Origin of the sequence: Bacteroides oleiciplenus YIT 12058 (assembly GCF_000315485.1) — a bacterium.
Classification (GTDB): Bacteria; Bacteroidota; Bacteroidia; order Bacteroidales; family Bacteroidaceae; genus Bacteroides; species Bacteroides oleiciplenus.
Map to the genome: position 1 here is coordinate 640,702 of NZ_JH992940.1, position 19,252 is coordinate 659,953.

The following is a 19,252-nucleotide window of genomic DNA, read 5'->3' on the forward strand; positions in this document are numbered from 1 at the left end:
TAGAAATGTATGAAACGATCAACCTACCTTATAGCACTCCTCAGTCTTCTCCTGGCCTCGTGCACAGATGAAGACCAATTTGATAATCCGCAGACCGAGAACAGCAGAACCGCTTTTCAGTTTTCGGTAAATATGCCTGACTATCAGCCCGTACACACCCGTGCCGTGGTTGATGAGAATGCAGTTAATGACTTGTGGCTAATGACTTTCGATGCCAACGGGCTTTTCATCGGACGGGCACATGCCTCTCTCCTGACCAGCAACAGCAACGGTACCGGAACATTCCGGGCTGACATACCTGATGACACAAGAATCATTCACCTCATTGCCAACTATAACCAATGGAATAATTTCGACGAGCGTGCTGCTATGCAAAAAGATGAAAGGGAAATAATCCCTTCATTAGCCAGCAACCAACTCGCATTCTGGGGAAGACAAGCCATTTCTTCAGCCGGTGATACTCCCAATGTCACACTTTACCGTAATCTGGCAAAGGTGACAGTTGAGAATGAAACAACTAATTTTGAAGTAACAGGGTATGCACTTTGTAACTATATAAATAGTGGAACAGTGGCTCCCTTCAATCCGGACGCCTCCCCTACTCCATTCATCCTGATAGATGGCAAGCCCACCTTGCTAAATAGCTCTATGGTCAAAACAGATCAAAAGAGTGCCGACTGCAACATGGAGCCCAAGTATATGTTCGAGAATGAAAACTACTCCAATGACCAAGCATATATCATCATCAAAGGCAGACTGGAAGGAAAGACAGAAGAGCTATACTATAAGATACAACTTCTTGACAGCGATAAGAAACCTTATCCCATTATGAGAAATTATCACTATAAAGTGGTGATTAAATCTTTCAGTGAAAGTGCCAACGGAAGTACAGCTTTTAGTGATGCCAAAACGTCAGAACCTTCCAATAACATTTATGCTGAAATATTCAAGGAATCTCCTTCCATATCAGACAACAATAACAATGTATTGACGGTAAACAGACTGCATTTCCTTTTCACCAAGGAAGGCACTCTGAATGTATCCGCACAATATACGGCAAATGGAGTAACCGATAATTCAAAAATCAGCGTCTCCATTGCAGAAGATCAAGGAAGCATACTCCATAACTTGAAATATGACGGCAACGGCAACATTACCGCCGATATATCCCGCATCATTGCAGGACAATACGAAGCGACAATCACCGTCAAAGCCGGAGTATTATCCCGTACGGTAACAGTTGTGTCCAGCGCATTGTATCAGTTCGACCCTGCTTCTTTATCACCGGAAATATATACCGCCCGTGATCAGGACGTAACGTTGAGTTTCAACATTCCTTCCACAATACCCTACTACCTGTATCCGCTGAAGTGTGCTATCACCACAGCCAATCTGTATCCGGTAGAACCGAATAAGAATCTACAAATAGAATATACGGATGGCGGGTATCAGTATGTCTACTGGGCTGACGGTCCCGGAACCAAAACGCTGAACTTCCGCACAAGCCTTGAAAACAGTGACGAAACGGTTCTGATTGCCAATGAAATCTTCCAGACAAAAAGTGTAGAAGTTAAATCACGGCAATTCACCAATGTATCCATAAACAGTAACAACTTCATCAACTATGGCGTGAACAATACAGCAAGCCTGATGTTTACTATTTCATCCTATCCGGATTATCCGCCCACATACCCGCTGACGGTATTTGTTGCAACCAAAAAACTGCAAACCACTCAAAGCGGATGGACGGCAGTACCCGGCGGTTATCAGTATACATACGCCTCACAACCTTCAGGACTTCAAACAGTAACGTTTACCGCCAAAGAAGCAGTTAGCAGTGAGAAAGTAGTTATTTCTGCGCCGGGATTTAGTCCTACGACTATTGATGTCGGGAATATCCTGGGGAGTTCTGTCACCATTAGCAATACGATACGGGTGTACCAAAATAATGGATTGCTCAGTATTCCCCGCTATGCTGTAACGTCTTCGGATTCTGGTATTGCATCCGGTTTTACAACAAGCCGAACGAGCACTTATTCAACAACGCTACATGCCGGTGCGCAAATAAATGATGTAGTAACTTTCACCTTGAGTGGTTATGGCTATTCTGCCGCATACAAAGTAGAAGAATTGCTACAAAGTCCGGCCATCGTTTTACAATAATAAATGAATGAAAAATATGAAAACTATTAAATTTCTCTTATTGGCAGCCCTGATGCTCACATACACTATCAGTACGTATGGGCAGGACAAGAGCCACTACATGCCCAAATTTGCTATTAAAACAAACGCATTATATTGGGCCACAACTACTGCTAACCTTGGATTTGAAGTCGGACTTTCCAAGAAACTCACTCTTGATATATCCGGCAACTATAATCCCTGGAAGTTCTCTGACCACAAACAGATTAAGCACTGGCTGGTGCAACCGGAACTCCGTTACTGGTTGTGCGAACGTTTCTACGGACACTTCTTCGGTGTACATGCCCACTATGCAGAGGCTAATGTAAGCAACCTGAACATATTAGGTTTAGGTCACGAACGTTACCAAGGCAACATATATGGCGCCGGTATCTCTTACGGTTACCAATGGATACTGAACAAACGCTGGAGTATGGAAGCTGAAATCGGTGTAGGCTATGCCCGCATTGACTATGACAAGTACAATTGTGGTAAATGTGGAACCAAGCTTGACGACGGACACAAAAATTACTTTGGTCCTACCAAAGTAGCATTAAACATTATATACGTTATAAAATAATATAGTCATGAAAAATATACTGATATACTCCATTCTGTGCTTCATTGCCGTACTCCCGGTCAGCGCACAGAAATTCTATAAAGATGCCATCAACATCACCAATGCCTCCCTGTGGCAACAAGGAGAATCACTCTACATAAATATGCAGATAGACATGCGGAACCTGAAAGTCAGCAACGACCGCACTCTGACACTCACTCCCGTACTGGCAGGTCCCAATAATAATGTAGCCTTACCGGAAATCGTCATCAACGGACGTAGAAGACAGAAGGCTTATCTCCGCGCCATGGCTTTGGACAAGACAACCAACATGGAAATACCTTACAATACGGAAGAAGTATTGACCTATACGCAAATCGTCCCTTATGAATCGTGGATGGAAAATGCCCATTTGGATTTGGAAGAGAATTTGTGCGGCTGTGGCGGTCATCAGGAAGTGCTGACACAGGAAATGATTATGAATGGAGTTTCTACCGAGGCAAAACGACTGGCAGCCTTGCGCCCCACTTCTTCTTTCATACAGCCCAAAGCTGAAGTGGTAAAAGCACGCAGTGAGCAGTACGAAGCACATCTTGATTTCCCTGTCGGCAAGTCTGTCATTCTACCGGATTTCATGAACAATCAAACTGAATTACGAAATATCCGGGAGATGTTCAACAAAATACAGAATGATAAAAAATTGACCGTCACAGGAGTTTACATTGATGGATTCGCCTCACCCGAAGGTCCTCTTAAACTCAATGAACAACTATCAAAGAGCAGAGCCGAAGCTTTGAAAAAGTATCTTTCCACACAAGAACAGATTCCTACCAAGCTCTACAACGTTTCTTTTGGTGGGGAAAACTGGGAAGGATTGGTACAAGCGCTGGAGATTTCCAACCTGAAAGAGAAAACAGAATTCCTTCATATCATCCGCAATACCAGTGACATTGCCCTCCGGAAAGAGGAAATAAAACGTGTAGGTGGTGGTATACCTTATCGTACGATGCTAAAAGAATTGTATCCGGCACTTCGTAAAGTAAATTGCCGCATTGACTATACAATTGCCAATTTTAAGGTAGACGAAGGAAAGGAGATTATCAAAACACAACCCCAATACCTCAGTCTGAACGAGATGTACCTGGTAGCTAATAGTTATCCTAAAGGTAGTGACGACTTTATCAGTGTCTTCGACATTGCCGTGCGTATGTATCCAAATGACGAAGTAGCCAATCTAAATGCAGCAGCCGTAGCCCTATCTAAAAAGGACCTGACTGATGCACGAAAATATCTGGATAAGTCGAATAAGCAAACAGCTGAATATGCCAATAATAATGGTGTCTATAATCTGTTGAGTGGCAACACGGCACAAGCCATTAGCGAATTCACCAAAGCCGCCCAGAATGGCAATGAAGATGCCCGACATAATCTGGCAGAAATAGAAAAGGTGATGAATATGAAAAGAGAATAAGAGAATATTCAAGAAGCCCCGGAAACTGAAGTTCTGGGGCTTCTCAATTTTATTATAGAAACCATCAAAAGTATAGCAGCTACTTTATAATTGGGTACCACTTAGCCCAATATAAAAATTATAATAAACAATCTAATATTTCACAGGTGGTGTCTTCCAACTACCAGACAAACTCAGATTATCAGCCCCCAACAATGGAAGATTGACAGGTACACTAACCGTCACATTTCCTATCAATCCTTTAATTGTAGCATTCAGCACAGGACCGAGGAGAGGAATTCCACCCAAGACACCATCCAGATTAGCTATATTGGATAACTTCACCGAAAGAGTCAGCGAATGATTACCATCTGTCTGTTGCGCATACGATTTCAACCCTAAACTGACGAAAGAATAATCAGATCGATAGCGATAATTGGTCTCTACGGTCGCTTGAATAGGGTCAGTTATGTTCACAAGTGCACCATTCAACAATAGATTACCATCTATTACTTCATCAACTAATAAACCTGAAATCAACCCAGGCTTAGCCACATGAACCTCCCGTACATTAAACACACCGTGAAATCCCCTGATAAGAATATCTTTTTCACTATTGGTAGTTCCGGGAGTAGGTGTAAAACTATAGCGGAAACGATGATCGCCGGAATAAGTATCCGTCACGTTTAAATCCAAATCCATAGTCTTTGGAAAATTGTTAATTGTAACCAAAGCATAGGCCGCATCACTACCACGCCAAGGATTCAACAAATTTCCCAAAGCTCCCAGTGCACCATCCTGTGTAGCATTACCGGAAAGCGTCCTACCTATTTCATTCACTAATTGTTGCAGTAACAAATTATATAGCGCATCAGTCACCGGCTGAACCAATACACCAACCACCAAATTAACAGCAGCGTCCAATCCTCCCACTACTACATATACCGCATTACCCACTGTCCCCAAGTCCATAGCCGTTTTTAGTAAGCCTGGAAGTAGTCCTTGTACCGTAGTCTTTATAATATTCTTATATCCGATTTGAGTCACAATATTGTTGGTAAGCGAGTTCAACGCAGTTTGTGAATCTACAAATACACGACGAAGATTGAGCATTGTAATAATACGTTGTAACAAAACAGAAGGCTGTGGAGAAGCATTCGAAAAATTAACACTTGCGAAATAGAACTCTGAAGAATCGGTGAAATCCGAACCAGGCAGATTGATACGTGCATTGGCACGGGTAGTCTGGTAGTTCATCAGTATATCCGAATAACCCATTCCTCCTGTTCCCAGTATTGGGAACTGCATTTTATCCATATTCGCAAGGAATACAGCCGTATATTGTCCTTTAGGGAGCGTATCTCTCAATGTAGCCAAAGGCCATACTGGTATAGCATCAGTAGTTTTCAAAACTACTTTTTCTTTCACATACTCACCGGTAGACTTATAAATGACATAGCGAATACTACGTACCCGGGAGTCTGATCCCGAAATTGCAGTACGCGTATCAGGAGATTCCTTTGGTAAAAACACAACTTCAAAATACCCATCAGGTATATCTGATGCACCTTCCTCCAAAGATTGATTTCCCGAAGGTGGTTCCGGCAAATTTACATCCTCCTTGTCACAACCGGCAAAGAGAAATGAAAAGAAAAAACCAGCTATTACAAAACGAGCTATTTTCATTTCTATAATTATATTATTGAATACCATCCCATGCATTATCATCTAGATTGATGTTACCTGCCAAGGTAAATCCCAAATTGATAGCAGAATAATCTCCTGTAATTTTCACCCAATGATTAGAATCGAACGTAATTCGGTTTGCTGATACGACTCCTGCATTATCGGGAATTTTCACAGTGTAGCGTTCCGTGAAGCCAATTCCATAAGCTACATCCAGATAGAGTAATGTATTTCGAGATGTGGTGGTTGGCAACATATAAAGATTAAAATTCACACTGCCTGAAACGGGCATTTTTGTTCCCAACGTTTTTATGCCACTATCACCTGTCGTCTGCCATAACAAAGGAGCAGCATCTGTAATCCTGATTCCCGTTACAAGTTGTTCAGCGGCAAGAGTCACAGAGTTCACGTAACCTGGAACATTATTCACCTGCAAACTCAAACCACTCACCAATCGCGTAAGTGTCCCTTTTACATTGTCCACCTGTGAGGGCTTGAATGTTTGTCCCACTATGGCGGTCTTCAAATATCCGCTCCCGATACAAGAAAAGAATTCAGGAACAACTGATGCATTGACAGGTTGCAAGCACAAGTTAGCCAATGTAGCAGGCGTAACGGTAGAAGTTATACTAAACCTTCGTGTAGCATTACTCTGATTTGCAAAATCATAATCATTCTGATTATAACCGATTATCGCTAATTGATAAGTAGATGCAGGAGACAGGCTCAGCATGGTAGTAACTGCCGGGAACGAACTGACATTCAGTTGACGTGCTGAACTATATTCAGGTACAAAATTTGCAGGATCATCTGCCAATGCTTCATTAGTTTTACGGAAAGGCAAAATCAGTACTCTGTTAACTGAGAGAGCAGCATCGCCAGGCGCACGAGTATAACTATCATTCCCACTTATTGCCAAATGCACAGGAACAATGCCTTCATCCGGGAATAGGTCCCGGTTCTCTTCTGCAGAACATCCGCCCAAGAAAATCATACCTACTCCCGTTAACAAGCCTATTATATGGTTCGCCATTTTCATACTTATAATATCAAAATCTACAACTCAAGTATTTTATTGGATAATAAGATTATGAATCAACGCCCATGCCGGACTGATAGTAATCACTATATTCTGGTCAATCAACAAATCAATCGGATTATCATCGTCACCTGTATTACCCGGAGTGCCACCATTCGTACTTCCAGCTACTCCTTTTATCCCCAAAGAATAGAAATGATTAGCTAAAATATCAAAAGTAGTAGCATTACCGTTGCTACTATCTTTCACAATCCACTCCTTAATGGCCGTACCAGTAGAATCATAAAGTCCGAGAGTCATAGTAACTCCACTAACCGGCATATAGAAAGCACCACCCAACTGTGAATTAGCAACTTTTACAACTCCCTGTGAGGAAAGATCATTTCCTATAAACACACCATCCGAAACTGCTTGTCCGGACAAATCAATATCTATAACTTTATAAGAAGCGGGAGCCGTATTAATACCTGTCCCCGTGGTTAGATTCACCTGTTGATTAGAATTGCTTACCGTCAAGCGTAAATATTGCACAGTGCTACCATTCAACTGTTGAGGAACATTCTTAAAATATCCGAGAATACCCGCAACTTTACGGGTCATTTCAATACTCACACGTGCGCCTTGGTCGGTAACAGTAGCATCAGCCGAACCAGAGAAGATTTCAGACTCTTGCCCTGTACTCATAATCGTAGCCAACATATCACCATAAGTAGTAGAAGATGTAGGAGTCGTCACGCTAAATTGGTCTGAAGCATCGCGCCCGACAGCCAAGAATTTGTAAGTACCAGCCGGAAGCTTGTCACCATCAGGTATAGCAAAACGTTTAAAAGTAGTCCCATCACTCCAACCTGTTACTGTATATGTTTTATAATGCAAATAACTGGAACTGGCAGAGGTATATTGAAAAGCATAGATACTAACCCGGGTGACATGCTGGGAAGCTTCCTGGCTATATACCGGAGTACGAGTAGAAATCCCATCACTGAGTTTGTTCACTGCTGAAAGCTCAAAAGTAACAGTACCATCCTTAGGTTCAGATTGAACTGACGGATCATCTTCATTAGAACATGCAGCAAATACAAACAGACCTGCTACAACAAAAAACATCCATTTTTTCATAATTGTAAAAGTTTAGTTAAAAAATAAGTAAGGGAAAAAAGTCTTTATTTTATATCCAGACGATGTATCATAGTCCATTGTTCTTGAATAAACATCCAAATTTCATATACGTCATCTGTTGCTTTATAATCTATAGCTATAGCTGATATTTCATTACGTTTAATAGTGAGATTTATATCAGGCAACTCAAGGAAAGGAGTGGTCGACTTCGTAGCATCCGTATAAAAACTAAGTTTCAAACTTGAGTCTTCTTCTGCATTTGGAGCAAGAAATGTGGTTACAGTTGCCTGCAATGGTACACGTTTTTCCACATTCGTAGTACCTGTATAATTGAAATTTGCATCCACCGACTGATATAAATGACTGATATTCTGCTTTAGACTTGTCACTACAGCCGGGAAATTGGAACAGAGTAGTAAAAGTAGTCCTTTGGTTCGTTCTAATGAGAGTTCCGTGGTCTGATAGGAACTGTCGAACCGGAGTTTACGGCTAGTCATATAAATATCTGTATGCTCTTTATTATCCTGATGCAAGATACCAACAGGATATTCCTGTGTCATATTTCCCCATACAGTCAGGATATATTCTCCTTCCGGAATATTATTAAAGGTAATGGAATACATCTGATCTTCTCCATTTACCACCATCACAGCAGATTCTCTGATACGGGCACGGGTAGTCGACTCACTTAAAGTATAATAAATAGTCCCTTCAAAACTACGGAACGGCGTATTCTCTTCTTTAGGTTCAAGCTGTGGGAAACTACCAATATTCTTGTAATTTTTATCTTTTACGGATATCTGCACTACATATTGGGTAGTAGGACAATCTGAAAGATCATCGGAGATGCAGGAACTGGTAAATCCCAGTAAGACTACCATATATAAGTAGTGTATAAGCCGCACATTCATAGTTATCAAGGTTTAGAGAGAAAATAGAATTAATATCTTATCAACATAACTATTTTCAAATTTGTTTTCACGCAGCGAGTCTATTTATAGTTAAATCAGTGAAAAGATCAGAAAGAGGAAAATAAATACCCAAAAGTAGGGATTGACCAATCCAACATTTTCTCCGAACTTTGCAGTAAAAACCAGATTAAAATGAAAAGTCTTCATATACTATTACTTATTATAATGGGAGGGATTATTTCAATCCCTGCATCGGGACAGGATTCCATTCATATAGGAACCCGTCACACCATGTTCTCACAAATATTAAATGAAGAAAGAGCTTATTGGATTTATCAGCCCGAGAAACAGGCAGGAGAAGCTGACAAGAATTACCCTGTTCTCTATCTGCTAGACGGAGATGTGTTCTTTCACTCCGTAGTAGGTTTTACCCGTTTCTTTTCTTCGTCCAGGGCTTCCGCTTTCCCTCCATGCATTGTTGTAGCCGTATTGAACACAGACCGCACAAGAGACTTTACTCCAAGCTGTTCTGCCGCCCACCGAGATGGAACCGTTCACTCCGAAGATAAACCGCAAGGCGGAGGTGCTGAGAAGTTTTACCGCTTTCTGACAGAAGAACTGCGCCCGGAAATAAGAAAAAGAGTATCCACCGGTAGTCAGAGCCTCTTAGTAGGACATTCATATGCAGGATTATTCACTTTACAGGTCCTTCTCGATCATCCCGAGGCATTCGATACATTCATGGCAATAGATCCCAGCCTGTGGTGGGACCAAGGGATATATCTGAAACAGGCGAAGCAAGAAATGCATAAAAAGGATTTTGCAGGCAAACAGCTATATGTTGCATTTGCCACCCAACAACGCCCCAATGTGAAATTAAACCAATTCTCATTGGCGGATAGTTTAAAGGCAAAAATTATCCCGGACATGGAGAAACAACATTTGCATGTCATTTATAAAAAGTTCCCGGAAGAAATGCATGGCACCGTTGCACTTCCCGGAATATTTGATGGAATAAAGTCTTTATTTCGGCGCCAACTCCGTCAGTGAGTGCTCTTTGTTACGATCTCTTTTATACTGTTAATAAACTAGATAGTTTGATAGTAGCGTAAAACAGTAACGCCAAAACATTTGTTTTAAGTATGGGGGAATAAGTTTTGCCCGAATCCTAAAACCGAGTAAAATTGATTATCATGAAAAAAGAAGTTTCTGAAGTATTTGCAAAAGAGCAATCCAATGATTGCTGTATTAATCTGTATCTGGAAGAATGTGGCTGGTGTGCTTACGAAGTCTCAGCTTATCTGCTAATGAACCTTTTAGGGGGTAAATGCATTGTCGAGAAAATAGAGAAATGCGGATTAATGCTTGTCCGCGCATTTCTGAATATAGACTTATTGGGGGATATTAACTATGGTGACTACCGCTACGCCGGTCTGAATTCCTACAACCTGCAATTGGTAGGAAAGAATAAAGTCGATAAGAGTTCGTTTATCCATTGGAAAAAGAATATATAGAAACAAGCATTTTAAATGATATGGAAATAAAGCTCTGCAAACAAATTTGCAGAGCTTTATTTATCTATTCCAATATTCCGTCGCCAAACGCATAATCTTATTTCTTCAGACCCGCCTTAAACATTACATAAGTATATGCAGCCCCCGAACGGACAAATATCCCATAATCTCCATAAGGGCCGGAGATATGATTGATACTTTCCAGCAATTTAACCTTCAGTTTCCCGTTTACAAATTGTATATCAAATGATTCTTTTTCCCCATCCAAATAATCGCTAAAACGCAATTCTGCATCTTTCGGTAATGTATATTCTATCTCATCTCCAACATTATCCACATTTCCTATAACGGTTTCATATTCGGGTAAGCCATTTGTTTCGGGATAGGCTAATACATATTTCAGTGTCACTCCCGTTGTAGTACCATTCACTGTTATGGGAGCTATAACATAGGCTTTATAATAACCTGACTCAATTATTACAGCTCTTTTTCTCGAAGGGAAATCCAGGAAAACATCTTTATCATAGATATGATATAAATGTCCGGGGACGGCAGCCATTTCTTTAGCAAGGTTATCCAATGAAAGTTTTACGGGTGCTCCAAGGCCGGAAGCCTCTCCCATATCGGCAATATAACAAGTAGAGGTTTTAAAATTATTTGAGTTATTGATATATACATCCGATGTGCCTAACAAGGTTTTCCCGTTCCCTTCATTCATCATGTTTAGTGTAACGCTTCCTTCCGGGTCTTTGTCATCATCATCGCCACAGCTTACAAAGCCGATTGAACAGAGGAATAGTAGTATTCCGATTAATTGTTTTGTTTTCATAACTGACTAAAATTTAATTATATAGTTTAAGTTTCGTCTAATCCAATACTTTCGCCAAGTGCTTCAAACCTCCAATAGTAGCCGATTCTATAATCTGAATATCACAGGCAGGTCTTGTACTTTTGTCTCACGACAAAAGTAGTATTTTAATAGATAGAATTGCTAATATATATGATAATTAACACGCCAGTTTATCAAGAACAGAGATCATTTTATAGTTTAAGATAAATCCTTGCCATTAGTAACAAACTACAACTGCATGTGTAAGATAGGGTATTCCTTACCTTCTGCGTCCAATTCCGATCTTCCCACTATGTTGAATCCCATATATTTGTAAAAGCCGACAGCCTGAGTATTTTGCTCATTCACATCAACTTTAGTTACTTGCAGATTAGCTATCGCATATGCAATTAGCTTTTTCCCTATTCCTGTGCCCCGACAATCATTATCAACAAATAGCATTTCAAGGTTTCCATCCGCAATTCCCATAAATCCTACTAAGACCCCCTCTTGCTCAAACCCTAACAGGGCAACATATTTAAAATATACAGGAAGTTGTTTTTTGAAATATAAGAAGTCCTCTTCTTTTAGAAATCCATGCGTATTCAGCACTGCACTCTCCCATATCTCTATCAAACGCGGATAATCCGTTTCTTTTATTTTTCTAATCATAATGGTAAATTTAGAGCGGGCAACACCCTCCCCTGCATAACACATAAAAAAGCCTCTGATTATATTGATAATCAAAGGCTTCTCCTCATTTTATTTTCTTTTTTCGCGGTGCGTACGGGACTCGAACTAACCGGACAACTATCTGATTATCAATTATTTACAAAATGGGTTTTAAAAAGACCCTGAATCGGCAACCTTTCAATATCATCGCTTTGCCAAACAGTTCTTCATTTTGGCTGTACAAAATTAATTATTTTTCTTCAAATTACAAATTCCTGAGGTTTCTTTTTTCCTTTATTTTTCCTACACTGTATACCACTTCTAAGGGTTTGAAAGCAAAATACATGCCTCCCAAAAGCATACTCTACTCAACTATACCTAAATAGTGATATCACCTATAGCATGCAAGAGATATAATAATCTGCTAAGCCTCAATAACTCTATTACATATGACCTTAAAGTTGGTATGACTAATTGAACGTTGTTTTCCTTATCATTGATCAATCCAAGAACACAACTGCATCAGGAGGAGTGAAAAGTAGCTACTCCTCTCTTCACGGGATGTAAATGATAAGTGTGAACTATCCACTTGTTCTGCAAGCAATTTGGCAGATAATTTTTTGTCACCAAGAAGTAGATATAGAAAGTATTCTTTTTGCTTGTTCACTAAAAATAAATTATTACATGGAGTTACATCTAACTCTTTTGCAATTTCAGTTCCTTCTACCACTGTCATAATGGAAGCATGCGATGACCTTTCATAGCTGATCCCTATTTTTTTAAGTACAACGTAAATATACTCTTTCTTATTTATATCCATATCAATAGCGTTTTATAGAGAAAAATCCCCTTTTTAACAATAGAAGCTACCCATAATGGATAGCTTCTTAGTTTTTAGGAATAGAAAAGAAAATCACTTCTTACTTTCTTCAAGCGATGCTTTTCTAAACTCTTTCATTGCTTTTTCTATTTCTAATGAAACTTTACGAGCACGAGTACCGGCTGCTTTGTTTCCACTCTCAATCTGAGCTTTTGCATCTTTCTCAAATGCTTGAAAAGACTCCTGAATTTTTGCTACTAGTTCTTTCATCTTTATTTATTTTTTGTAAAACGCCGCAAATATACATTATTTGAGATAAAATGCAATCAGCAAAACTCTGTAATTTAGTGTATTCAGATAATTTATTTATTAAGATAGCAGATAGATATCTTCTTTAGTATTAGTTTCAACTAATGGATGAGATTTATCTCCAGCATAACTAAGTGCTATTAATATAAAAGAAATGTATCCTCCTACATCCATACCATTTCCGTAATTTCCAGTAGACTCAACTTGAATGCCGTCTTCTTTTATATACCCTTCCTCGAAACCGATAAAGATATTCTCACGAAATAATGCAACCGCTATATATCTGCCGTTTACTCCCTTTAACTTCTTCGTTTCATGTCCTCCCAAAAGCATATAAACATATTGACCAGAGTCTTTGAATAAAATAACTCCATGTTTCGGCTTTATATTTTCAGTGAAGAAGTCAGCAAAATACGTACCTATTCCTAAAATAGTCATTACTGTCTACATCCTTAAACAGACTATCATTCAAATAATAATATCTATTAGACTATTCAACTTTAATATCAACTCACTGTTTATCAGATGTTAATTGTGTGGAGGTGTGCTATTCCTAACATACAGCCGTACATGAGCCGATTAATATTAGAATTTGTTCCGAGTACAAAAATATACAGAGTTATTCAATATAAGACGTTAATTGTCAGATTTTTGTGTCGGTTTTCACTTTCCGACAAAAGTGAAAGGAGTATCGAATTCATTACAAGATACATGGACGATAAAAGCCCCCGAAAAAACGTTGTTTTCGAGGGCTTTTGATGTTTTACGGACCTGTCCATTTTTGAAGGGAACCGGTTGTTTGGGGTCAATCGGCGTATCAGCGATTGACGGGTTTGACGTGTATCTCGATACGTCTGTCGTCCAAGATTCGGCGGACGGCTTTCCATAGGGGAAGTTTTTCTACTCCGGCCAGTTTCATGGCCTCAACTATCATCGTGTTTTCAACTAATTGGAGGTAGTCTTCTTCCCGAATCTCGACGTATTTGTGAAGGTCTTTTTTGAGTCTTGCCATAAGTCACGGAGGTTGAATTGTTATTTCTCGCCGAAATCAGCGGGCGTCTCGCCCCAAAGGGAATTGTCCCAGTGGAGCACTTCGATTTTGTCGATTTCGGAGGCCATCGCTTTGAGAAAGATTTCCGCTTTTTTGAGTGCGGCGTTTCTCCAATACTTCGTAGAATTTCATATTAATACGTTTTTAAGTTATGTTCTTGTTTACGATTGCAAAGTTATGCCGCTTTATTGTTCTACATTTGTTTTATTGTTTTATATAATTGTTGTAAATTTGCAATCATATAAATTTAAGCAATTATTTATGGAGGATACCGCCATACCATACGAATTGCCCGAAGTGGAGAATCATTCGTTTTTCTTCATCGACCAGCGGGTGGAGCCGAGTCTCGAAGCCAAGCTCCATCGGCACGATGCGTGGGAGCTGTACTACGTTGTTCATGGACGGGGCAACCGGATGGCGGGCGACACATTACAGCCTTTTGCGGCGGGCGATGTGGCGTTGATTCCTCCGTCGATGCTTCATCGCTGGGAATACGTAGCCGACAGTGCGGACGAGGACGGTTGTGTCCGTTATCTGATGGTGGCTTTCAGCCATTCTTTGGTGGAGCGGTGCATGGAAGTATTTCCCGAATTACGCAATCGCCTATTCGGAGTTTCGTTTCCGACCGATGCCTTGAAATTCGGTCCGGAAAGTTCTCGGACGATTCGTAAAGTATTGTCAGAAATGAACGGAATGGACGAATTAGGGCGTTTGAGTGCGATGTTCCGACTGCTACCGGTTATTTATACTACGTCCGACCGCACGTTTGCTGGAAAACCGATGCGCATCGAGCGGGACGTGCGGCGGATGCAGCAAATCTGCGCATACGTGATGAAGCATTACGTTCATTCCATTGCGCTGGATGATATTGCGGCAGAAGTGGGCATGAACCGTTCGGCGTTCTGCTCTTATTTCAAGCGGTGCAAGGGAATGACATTTTCGCAATTCGTCACCCAATATCGTTTGAACACGGCTTGCGATTTGCTGAAACATTCGCAAAAATCTGTGTCTGAGATATGCTATCTTGTAGGCTTCAACGACCTGCCGCATTTCGTGCGAGTCTTTACAAGTATAATAGGGATGTCGCCATCCAGATATAGAAAGCAACTCAATACAGGGAACAGTTGAATGAATTTTCGACTTGATTATTTTGCTCTTGATGGCACGAAAGTAATTCGTTTCGAGCCTTTGGATGTAGTATATTTCTTTTGTTTTGTTGAATAATAGTATCGAGGCGGAACGTCCTTCAATACAAAAGAACCAAATCCGGCCCATTTCACAGGTTCGCCTGTCGCAAGGGTACGCTTGGTAATCTCGACGGCTTTGTCGAGTATCAAGGTAATTTTATCCTGAGACATGGGCGGATTGAGTTCCCGGGATATGGCGCGTATCAGTTCTTTCTTATTCATACCCGCATTTATCGAAATAAACTATACGAGATTCCCACATGGAAGAACGGTATCAGCGAACGGTCTTGTTCTAAATGTTCTCCTGTCAGTTTTATTTCTTTCCTGCCTTTTGTATAAAGTCCACTTTTCAAAGGAACGGAAATTCCGGTTCGAGCCGAAAGATAAAAATGCTTGTTGATGATGTATTCATATAATACCTCCGGCTTTATCACGACTTCGCTGTAATAACAGACTGATGGTAATTCAGATAAGTCGGTATGCAGGTAAAAATTGTCTCCTGTCATCGAACTGCCGACTGAAATACGTTGATTTTTTATCTGGTAACGGAGATACAGTTGACTTGGCAGAGTTATATCCACGCTCCAATCCGGATTGTCGAAACGATGCCAATAAGAGAAAACCGGCATAACCGGAATTTTCCCCAATGCCATGGCCGCAAGTCCGACACTGATGCCTGTTTTATTTCCTCTCTTGAAGATCATAGCGGCGACAAAACGCCCTTGCAATTTACCCCAACCTTCATTCCATCCGTCTACGGACACATCTGCCGACAAAAGAAACGGGCGACCGAGCAAACTGGCAAAGTATGACGCGCTTAATCCTCCTTGATAATGACTGTAATCGTCCTGGCCGAAGATGTCGGACGGTTCCCCCTGAATTTGAAAATGATAGTTCGAATATTGCAGGTTGCCATACAATGAAAACCGTTTTTTCTTCACTACCGGTATCATCGTGGAAAAACGGATAGTATGCAGGTCTCTTTTCCGTGCTTTCTCCATTTCAGTTCCTCCCGAAGCGAAGGTATAATGGTGGCTGCCTTTCATTTCCCAGTACAGATTGACAGTGCGGTAGCGGGAAAAGTTTTTGGCAACAACAGAACGAAAGTCATTTGCCAATGAATCGGTTGCGGTTTGTGCTTTACAAGGTATGGTTATTCCCCAAAAGAACAAAAGGAGAAATGTTATACTACTCTTTAATCTTAATTTATCAGGGACACACATCCCATGAAAGATGGAGGCTGTAAATATGGTATCGAGAAACATATTATTCAATCAAATTTTTAAGTTGCAAACATAACAGGTGCTGTTTCATTATGCAAGGTCTGCCCTTTGCGAGTATTGGACTATTTTTTATATTTTGTTGCTGATTATTGCCTTTTAGCATTATCTTTGTTGCCAAAGTATCATATATGGAAAATTTCAAGCTCCTTAATTTAATAGAGCAAAACAAGATGGCTGGAGGAGCCATGAATCATATCGGAGATGACTTCTGCATATACGAAATCTCTTATCATCCACTGCTTGAATATCCGTTCAAAATAAGTGAGTATAGCTGTTATATTTGTTTGGAAGGTGAATCAAAAGGTGCTATAGACCTGTCTCCGTTCTGTCTGAAGCCTTCTTCTTTGGCTGTCAATGTGCCGGGACAATTGTTGGAACAATACGCCATGAGTAAAGATTTCCGGGCTATCGGCATCACCATGAGCAGAGAATTTGTCAGCAGTCTCGGACTTCCTTATAACTTTTATCTGGATAGGATGCTTCGTAATGCTCCGATATTGGAACTAAAGCCGGCGATTCTCCAATCTATGCTTTCTTACTGCTCGATGGTACAAAGGTTACTTGCCAAGGAACGCCCATATCAAATGGAAACCTTACGTCATCTGACTTGTGCATTCTTTTATGGTTTCAGTTCTTATTTCCAAATGTCGGAAAGCAGGCCGCCCTCCAATGAAGAATTTATAATGAAACGTTTTATGACCGAGGTAAAAGAGCACTACCACACGCAACGCAGGGTGTTGTTCTATGCTGACCGCTTACACTTTTCAACCGGTTACCTTTCTACTGTAATTAAGAATGTCAGTGGAAAATCTCCATTGGAATGGATTGATGATTTTGTAGCAAAAGAGGCTTGTGCTTTATTAAAAAACACAAACCTCACCGTGCAACAAATAAGCCATGAACTTGGTTTCCCATCGCAGTCATTCTTCGGGAAATTTTTCAAAAGAATGACTGGGTTTTCACCCAAAGAATATAGGGATAAATAAGACGATTGATATTCAACTGTGCGGTCGGCAGATTGAAATATGCGAAATGAATCCGGCTTGGGTTGCGAACGATCCTTTACTCTTGAATTAACAAATAAAATTATATGCTCTGTTGCCCCCAGCTCCCGTACCTGGCATTCATCCGCTGGCGCAGCTCCTCCTGCTTGGTGTTTTTGTAGTAGTGCTTTTCGATGGTTCGGGCACTGTTGCCAGCCATTTCAGCAACGTGGGTGATCGGTGTGCCAGCATCAAGCTCGCTGGAAATAAATGTACCTCGTGCCGTGTACCATGTCATTTTCTCGTCGATTCCCAGAATCTCGCAAACCTTGTCCAGAGTTTCGCTGACGAGGGTTGAGAAGCTGCTGCGACGTCCCATTTTCTGTTTGTCAGTCACGTGTTTCTCGGTATAGACCGGAAAAACATAATCACCGACACCCTTGCCTCTGTATTTTTCCAGAATTACGATGAGACGGTCGATAAGCAGGGGCTTGGCCAGCTTGGGGAATTTGGTACGCTCATAGACAATCATGCCTTCCTTTTCGTTAATCATGTCCCATGTCAGATTGACGACATCGACGTTAGCCATACCACCGCTGTAAAAGCTGAATAGGAAAAGGTGAGACAGAGCTGTTCCTGCTCGGAGAAGAGGCTGCGGTCCATGAACTCCATCCGGCGGATGATGTTCGGATTGACGGCTTTGGACTCGAATTGTCCCCACGCCATCTTTTCCGTAGCCGCCTCGAAGATTGTGGGGTTGGCTCCGTACATGTGGAGTTCGTCTTTGGCGTAGTTTACTAATGCACGGAAGATGCGAAGGAGCTGGCGCAAGCCGGCACGGTTTCCGTTTTCGATACCGCGCCGCTCCAGATAGACGATGTATTCCAGAAGGAATTTCTGGGTAATGTCGGTGAAGTAAAAGCGGGACAGGTCTTTGTTGTACTGCTTCTGGGTGAAAGCCGAGAGTGAAGTACGGAGTTGCTTGTACATGCTGGCGGTGCCGACACTCTTGACGAGCTTGCCGTTCTTGAATTTTTCGTGGTTCTCGAAGTATTCAATTCTGGCGTTGATGAGCTGGAGAACGGTCAGCACTTTCGATTCCTGCTTTGCCTTTTCCTCTTCTTTGGGTTTGAGGCAATCGGCCCATTGCAGCACGGAGAAGTTACGGCCTTCCTTTTCCCACCGTTCGACGACGGACATGTACTTCTCTTTGAGTTCAAGCAACAGCTGGTTTTTCTTGAGGTACTCGCTGGAGGCGGATTCAAAACTCTGGGTTTCGTTGTTCCAGCATTTGTAAGCTCCGGTGATGCTGACGACCCGGGGAATGCGGGTGTAACCGGTCTTGTAGAAAATCATTTCCAGTTTGACCATCTTGGGGTCCTGGGGGCCTTTGCGACCTTTGAATGTGATCGAACAATACATATCGTTAATTTTTTAGTGGCTCATGTATTCCTGCCGGTTCCCTACATGGGAGCCTACATAAGAATAGAACTATCCACCGTATTCGGGTGGGAACGGAAGTAATCCGTTACCCGACGAATCAATTAACCTGTTGATATGTAGTTGTTTTAGTCTATGTGGATTTTGACTTTATTGGAGTTGGAAAATCGTCCGGAATTACTATTTTTCACAGTATTCATTACCGCAATTAAAGCAAAC

General features: G+C 41.2%; 20 protein-coding genes. 7 read left to right on the forward strand and 13 right to left on the reverse strand.

Annotation, left to right across the window (positions count from 1 at the left end):
- The first annotated feature begins 9 nt into the window (after window positions 1-9).
- The 3 genes from HMPREF9447_RS02545 to HMPREF9447_RS02555 are packed head-to-tail and all read left to right on the forward strand — an operon-like array spanning window position 10 to window position 4,211.
- Window positions 10-2,163 (forward strand): hypothetical protein, encoded by a 2,154-nt coding sequence (locus HMPREF9447_RS02545; RefSeq protein WP_009127777.1) that lies wholly within the window; start codon window positions 10-12, stop codon window positions 2,161-2,163.
- A 16-nt stretch (window positions 2,164-2,179) separates the two neighbouring features.
- Entirely contained in the window at window positions 2,180-2,761 is a 582-nt protein-coding gene (locus HMPREF9447_RS02550) for a DUF3575 domain-containing protein (protein ID WP_009127779.1), read from the forward strand.
- Window positions 2,762-2,768: 7 nt separating this feature from the next.
- Entirely contained in the window at window positions 2,769-4,211 is a 1,443-nt protein-coding gene (locus HMPREF9447_RS02555) for a DUF3868 domain-containing protein (RefSeq protein WP_009127780.1), read from the forward strand.
- Between the two features lie 132 nt (window positions 4,212-4,343).
- On the opposite strand, the gene HMPREF9447_RS02560 is transcribed toward HMPREF9447_RS02555, so the two are convergent.
- The 4 genes from HMPREF9447_RS02560 to HMPREF9447_RS02575 are packed head-to-tail and all read right to left on the reverse strand — an operon-like array spanning window position 4,344 to window position 8,915.
- Window positions 4,344-5,876 carry a FimB/Mfa2 family fimbrial subunit gene (locus HMPREF9447_RS02560; protein WP_044137652.1) on the reverse strand — a complete coding sequence of 511 codons (1,533 nt, stop codon included), beginning with the start codon at window positions 5,874-5,876 and terminating at the stop codon, window positions 4,344-4,346.
- 13 nt (window positions 5,877-5,889) lie between these two features.
- Entirely contained in the window at window positions 5,890-6,921 is a 1,032-nt protein-coding gene (locus tag HMPREF9447_RS02565; protein ID WP_081589740.1) for a hypothetical protein, read from the reverse strand.
- Between the two features lie 27 nt (window positions 6,922-6,948).
- Window positions 6,949-8,034 (reverse strand): FimB/Mfa2 family fimbrial subunit, encoded by a 1,086-nt coding sequence (locus HMPREF9447_RS02570; RefSeq protein WP_009127789.1) that lies wholly within the window; start codon window positions 8,032-8,034, stop codon window positions 6,949-6,951.
- Window positions 8,035-8,078: 44 nt separating this feature from the next.
- A complete protein-coding gene (locus HMPREF9447_RS02575) occupies window positions 8,079-8,915 on the reverse strand; it encodes a hypothetical protein (protein ID WP_244267570.1) in 837 nt (278 codons plus the stop codon).
- Between the two features lie 222 nt (window positions 8,916-9,137).
- Between HMPREF9447_RS02575 and HMPREF9447_RS02580 the strand changes: the two genes are divergently transcribed.
- Together HMPREF9447_RS02580 and HMPREF9447_RS02585 are read left to right on the forward strand one after the other, a co-directional pair.
- Window positions 9,138-9,995: an alpha/beta hydrolase gene (locus tag HMPREF9447_RS02580; protein WP_009127792.1), complete on the forward strand. Its 858-nt coding sequence runs from the start codon at window positions 9,138-9,140 to the stop codon at window positions 9,993-9,995.
- A 143-nt stretch (window positions 9,996-10,138) separates the two neighbouring features.
- Window positions 10,139-10,459 carry a hypothetical protein gene (locus tag HMPREF9447_RS02585; protein WP_009127794.1) on the forward strand — a complete coding sequence of 107 codons (321 nt, stop codon included), beginning with the start codon at window positions 10,139-10,141 and terminating at the stop codon, window positions 10,457-10,459.
- A 97-nt stretch (window positions 10,460-10,556) separates the two neighbouring features.
- Here the strand turns inward: HMPREF9447_RS02585 and HMPREF9447_RS02590 are convergent, their stop codons facing one another.
- The 5 genes from HMPREF9447_RS02590 to HMPREF9447_RS02610 all read right to left on the reverse strand — a co-directional run bounded on the left by HMPREF9447_RS02590 (window position 10,557) and on the right by HMPREF9447_RS02610 (window position 13,527).
- Entirely contained in the window at window positions 10,557-11,288 is a 732-nt protein-coding gene (locus tag HMPREF9447_RS02590; RefSeq protein WP_009127795.1) for a DUF5036 family protein, read from the reverse strand.
- Window positions 11,289-11,537: 249 nt separating this feature from the next.
- The gene (locus tag HMPREF9447_RS02595; RefSeq protein ID WP_044137654.1) at window positions 11,538-11,960 is read right to left on the reverse strand and encodes a GNAT family N-acetyltransferase; all 423 of its coding nucleotides are present in this window, start codon (window positions 11,958-11,960) and stop codon (window positions 11,538-11,540) included.
- A 493-nt stretch (window positions 11,961-12,453) separates the two neighbouring features.
- A complete protein-coding gene (locus tag HMPREF9447_RS02600; RefSeq protein ID WP_009127798.1) occupies window positions 12,454-12,780 on the reverse strand; it encodes a YbaK/EbsC family protein in 327 nt (108 codons plus the stop codon).
- Window positions 12,781-12,873: 93 nt separating this feature from the next.
- The gene (locus tag HMPREF9447_RS02605) at window positions 12,874-13,050 is read right to left on the reverse strand and encodes a hypothetical protein (RefSeq protein WP_009127799.1); all 177 of its coding nucleotides are present in this window, start codon (window positions 13,048-13,050) and stop codon (window positions 12,874-12,876) included.
- 99 nt (window positions 13,051-13,149) lie between these two features.
- Window positions 13,150-13,527 carry a hypothetical protein gene (locus tag HMPREF9447_RS02610; RefSeq protein WP_009127800.1) on the reverse strand — a complete coding sequence of 126 codons (378 nt, stop codon included), beginning with the start codon at window positions 13,525-13,527 and terminating at the stop codon, window positions 13,150-13,152.
- Between the two features lie 874 nt (window positions 13,528-14,401).
- Here HMPREF9447_RS02610 and HMPREF9447_RS02620 point away from each other — a divergent pair.
- Window positions 14,402-15,268 carry a helix-turn-helix domain-containing protein gene (locus HMPREF9447_RS02620; protein ID WP_009127805.1) on the forward strand — a complete coding sequence of 289 codons (867 nt, stop codon included), beginning with the start codon at window positions 14,402-14,404 and terminating at the stop codon, window positions 15,266-15,268.
- Window positions 15,269-15,285: 17 nt separating this feature from the next.
- Here HMPREF9447_RS02620 and HMPREF9447_RS02625 read toward each other — a convergent pair whose 3' ends face one another.
- A complete protein-coding gene (locus tag HMPREF9447_RS02625) occupies window positions 15,286-15,549 on the reverse strand; it encodes an HU family DNA-binding protein (protein WP_009127807.1) in 264 nt (87 codons plus the stop codon).
- Window positions 15,550-15,557: 8 nt separating this feature from the next.
- A complete protein-coding gene (locus HMPREF9447_RS02630) occupies window positions 15,558-16,445 on the reverse strand; it encodes a hypothetical protein (protein WP_244267571.1) in 888 nt (295 codons plus the stop codon).
- 293 nt (window positions 16,446-16,738) lie between these two features.
- Between HMPREF9447_RS02630 and HMPREF9447_RS02635 the strand changes: the two genes are divergently transcribed.
- A complete protein-coding gene (locus HMPREF9447_RS02635; RefSeq protein ID WP_044137354.1) occupies window positions 16,739-17,596 on the forward strand; it encodes a helix-turn-helix domain-containing protein in 858 nt (285 codons plus the stop codon).
- A gap of 100 nt (window positions 17,597-17,696) precedes the next feature.
- On the opposite strand, the gene HMPREF9447_RS02640 is transcribed toward HMPREF9447_RS02635, so the two are convergent.
- Window positions 17,697-18,182 (reverse strand): site-specific integrase, encoded by a 486-nt coding sequence (locus tag HMPREF9447_RS02640; RefSeq protein WP_009127812.1) that lies wholly within the window; start codon window positions 18,180-18,182, stop codon window positions 17,697-17,699.
- Entirely contained in the window at window positions 18,155-19,015 is an 861-nt protein-coding gene (locus HMPREF9447_RS02645) for a phage integrase SAM-like domain-containing protein (RefSeq protein WP_009127813.1), read from the reverse strand. Before HMPREF9447_RS02645 ends, HMPREF9447_RS02640 begins: the two co-directional genes overlap by 28 nt.
- Window positions 19,016-19,252: the final 237 nt, after the last annotated feature.

Bases quoted from the DNA above. Each gene is read 5' to 3' on its own strand.
- HMPREF9447_RS02545 (WP_009127777.1), top strand. From the start codon at position 10: ATGAAACGATCAACCTACCTTATAGCACTCCTCAGTCTTCTCCTGGCC.
- HMPREF9447_RS02550 (WP_009127779.1), top strand. From the start codon at position 2,180: ATGAAAACTATTAAATTTCTCTTATTGGCAGCCCTGATGCTCACATAC.
- HMPREF9447_RS02555 (WP_009127780.1), top strand. From the start codon at position 2,769: ATGAAAAATATACTGATATACTCCATTCTGTGCTTCATTGCCGTACTC.
- HMPREF9447_RS02560 (WP_044137652.1), bottom strand. From the start codon at position 5,876: ATGAAAATAGCTCGTTTTGTAATAGCTGGTTTTTTCTTTTCATTTCTC.
- HMPREF9447_RS02570 (WP_009127789.1), bottom strand. From the start codon at position 8,034: ATGAAAAAATGGATGTTTTTTGTTGTAGCAGGTCTGTTTGTATTTGCT.
- HMPREF9447_RS02575 (WP_244267570.1), bottom strand. From the start codon at position 8,915: ATGGTAGTCTTACTGGGATTTACCAGTTCCTGCATCTCCGATGATCTT.
- HMPREF9447_RS02580 (WP_009127792.1), top strand. From the start codon at position 9,138: ATGAAAAGTCTTCATATACTATTACTTATTATAATGGGAGGGATTATT.
- HMPREF9447_RS02585 (WP_009127794.1), top strand. From the start codon at position 10,139: ATGAAAAAAGAAGTTTCTGAAGTATTTGCAAAAGAGCAATCCAATGAT.
- HMPREF9447_RS02590 (WP_009127795.1), bottom strand. From the start codon at position 11,288: ATGAAAACAAAACAATTAATCGGAATACTACTATTCCTCTGTTCAATC.
- HMPREF9447_RS02595 (WP_044137654.1), bottom strand. From the start codon at position 11,960: ATGATTAGAAAAATAAAAGAAACGGATTATCCGCGTTTGATAGAGATA.
- HMPREF9447_RS02600 (WP_009127798.1), bottom strand. From the start codon at position 12,780: ATGGATATAAATAAGAAAGAGTATATTTACGTTGTACTTAAAAAAATA.
- HMPREF9447_RS02605 (WP_009127799.1), bottom strand. From the start codon at position 13,050: ATGAAAGAACTAGTAGCAAAAATTCAGGAGTCTTTTCAAGCATTTGAG.
- HMPREF9447_RS02610 (WP_009127800.1), bottom strand. From the start codon at position 13,527: ATGACTATTTTAGGAATAGGTACGTATTTTGCTGACTTCTTCACTGAA.
- HMPREF9447_RS02620 (WP_009127805.1), top strand. From the start codon at position 14,402: ATGGAGGATACCGCCATACCATACGAATTGCCCGAAGTGGAGAATCAT.
- HMPREF9447_RS02625 (WP_009127807.1), bottom strand. From the start codon at position 15,549: ATGAATAAGAAAGAACTGATACGCGCCATATCCCGGGAACTCAATCCG.
- HMPREF9447_RS02635 (WP_044137354.1), top strand. From the start codon at position 16,739: ATGGAAAATTTCAAGCTCCTTAATTTAATAGAGCAAAACAAGATGGCT.
- HMPREF9447_RS02640 (WP_009127812.1), bottom strand. From the start codon at position 18,182: ATGGCTAACGTCGATGTCGTCAATCTGACATGGGACATGATTAACGAA.
- HMPREF9447_RS02645 (WP_009127813.1), bottom strand. From the start codon at position 19,015: ATGTATTGTTCGATCACATTCAAAGGTCGCAAAGGCCCCCAGGACCCC.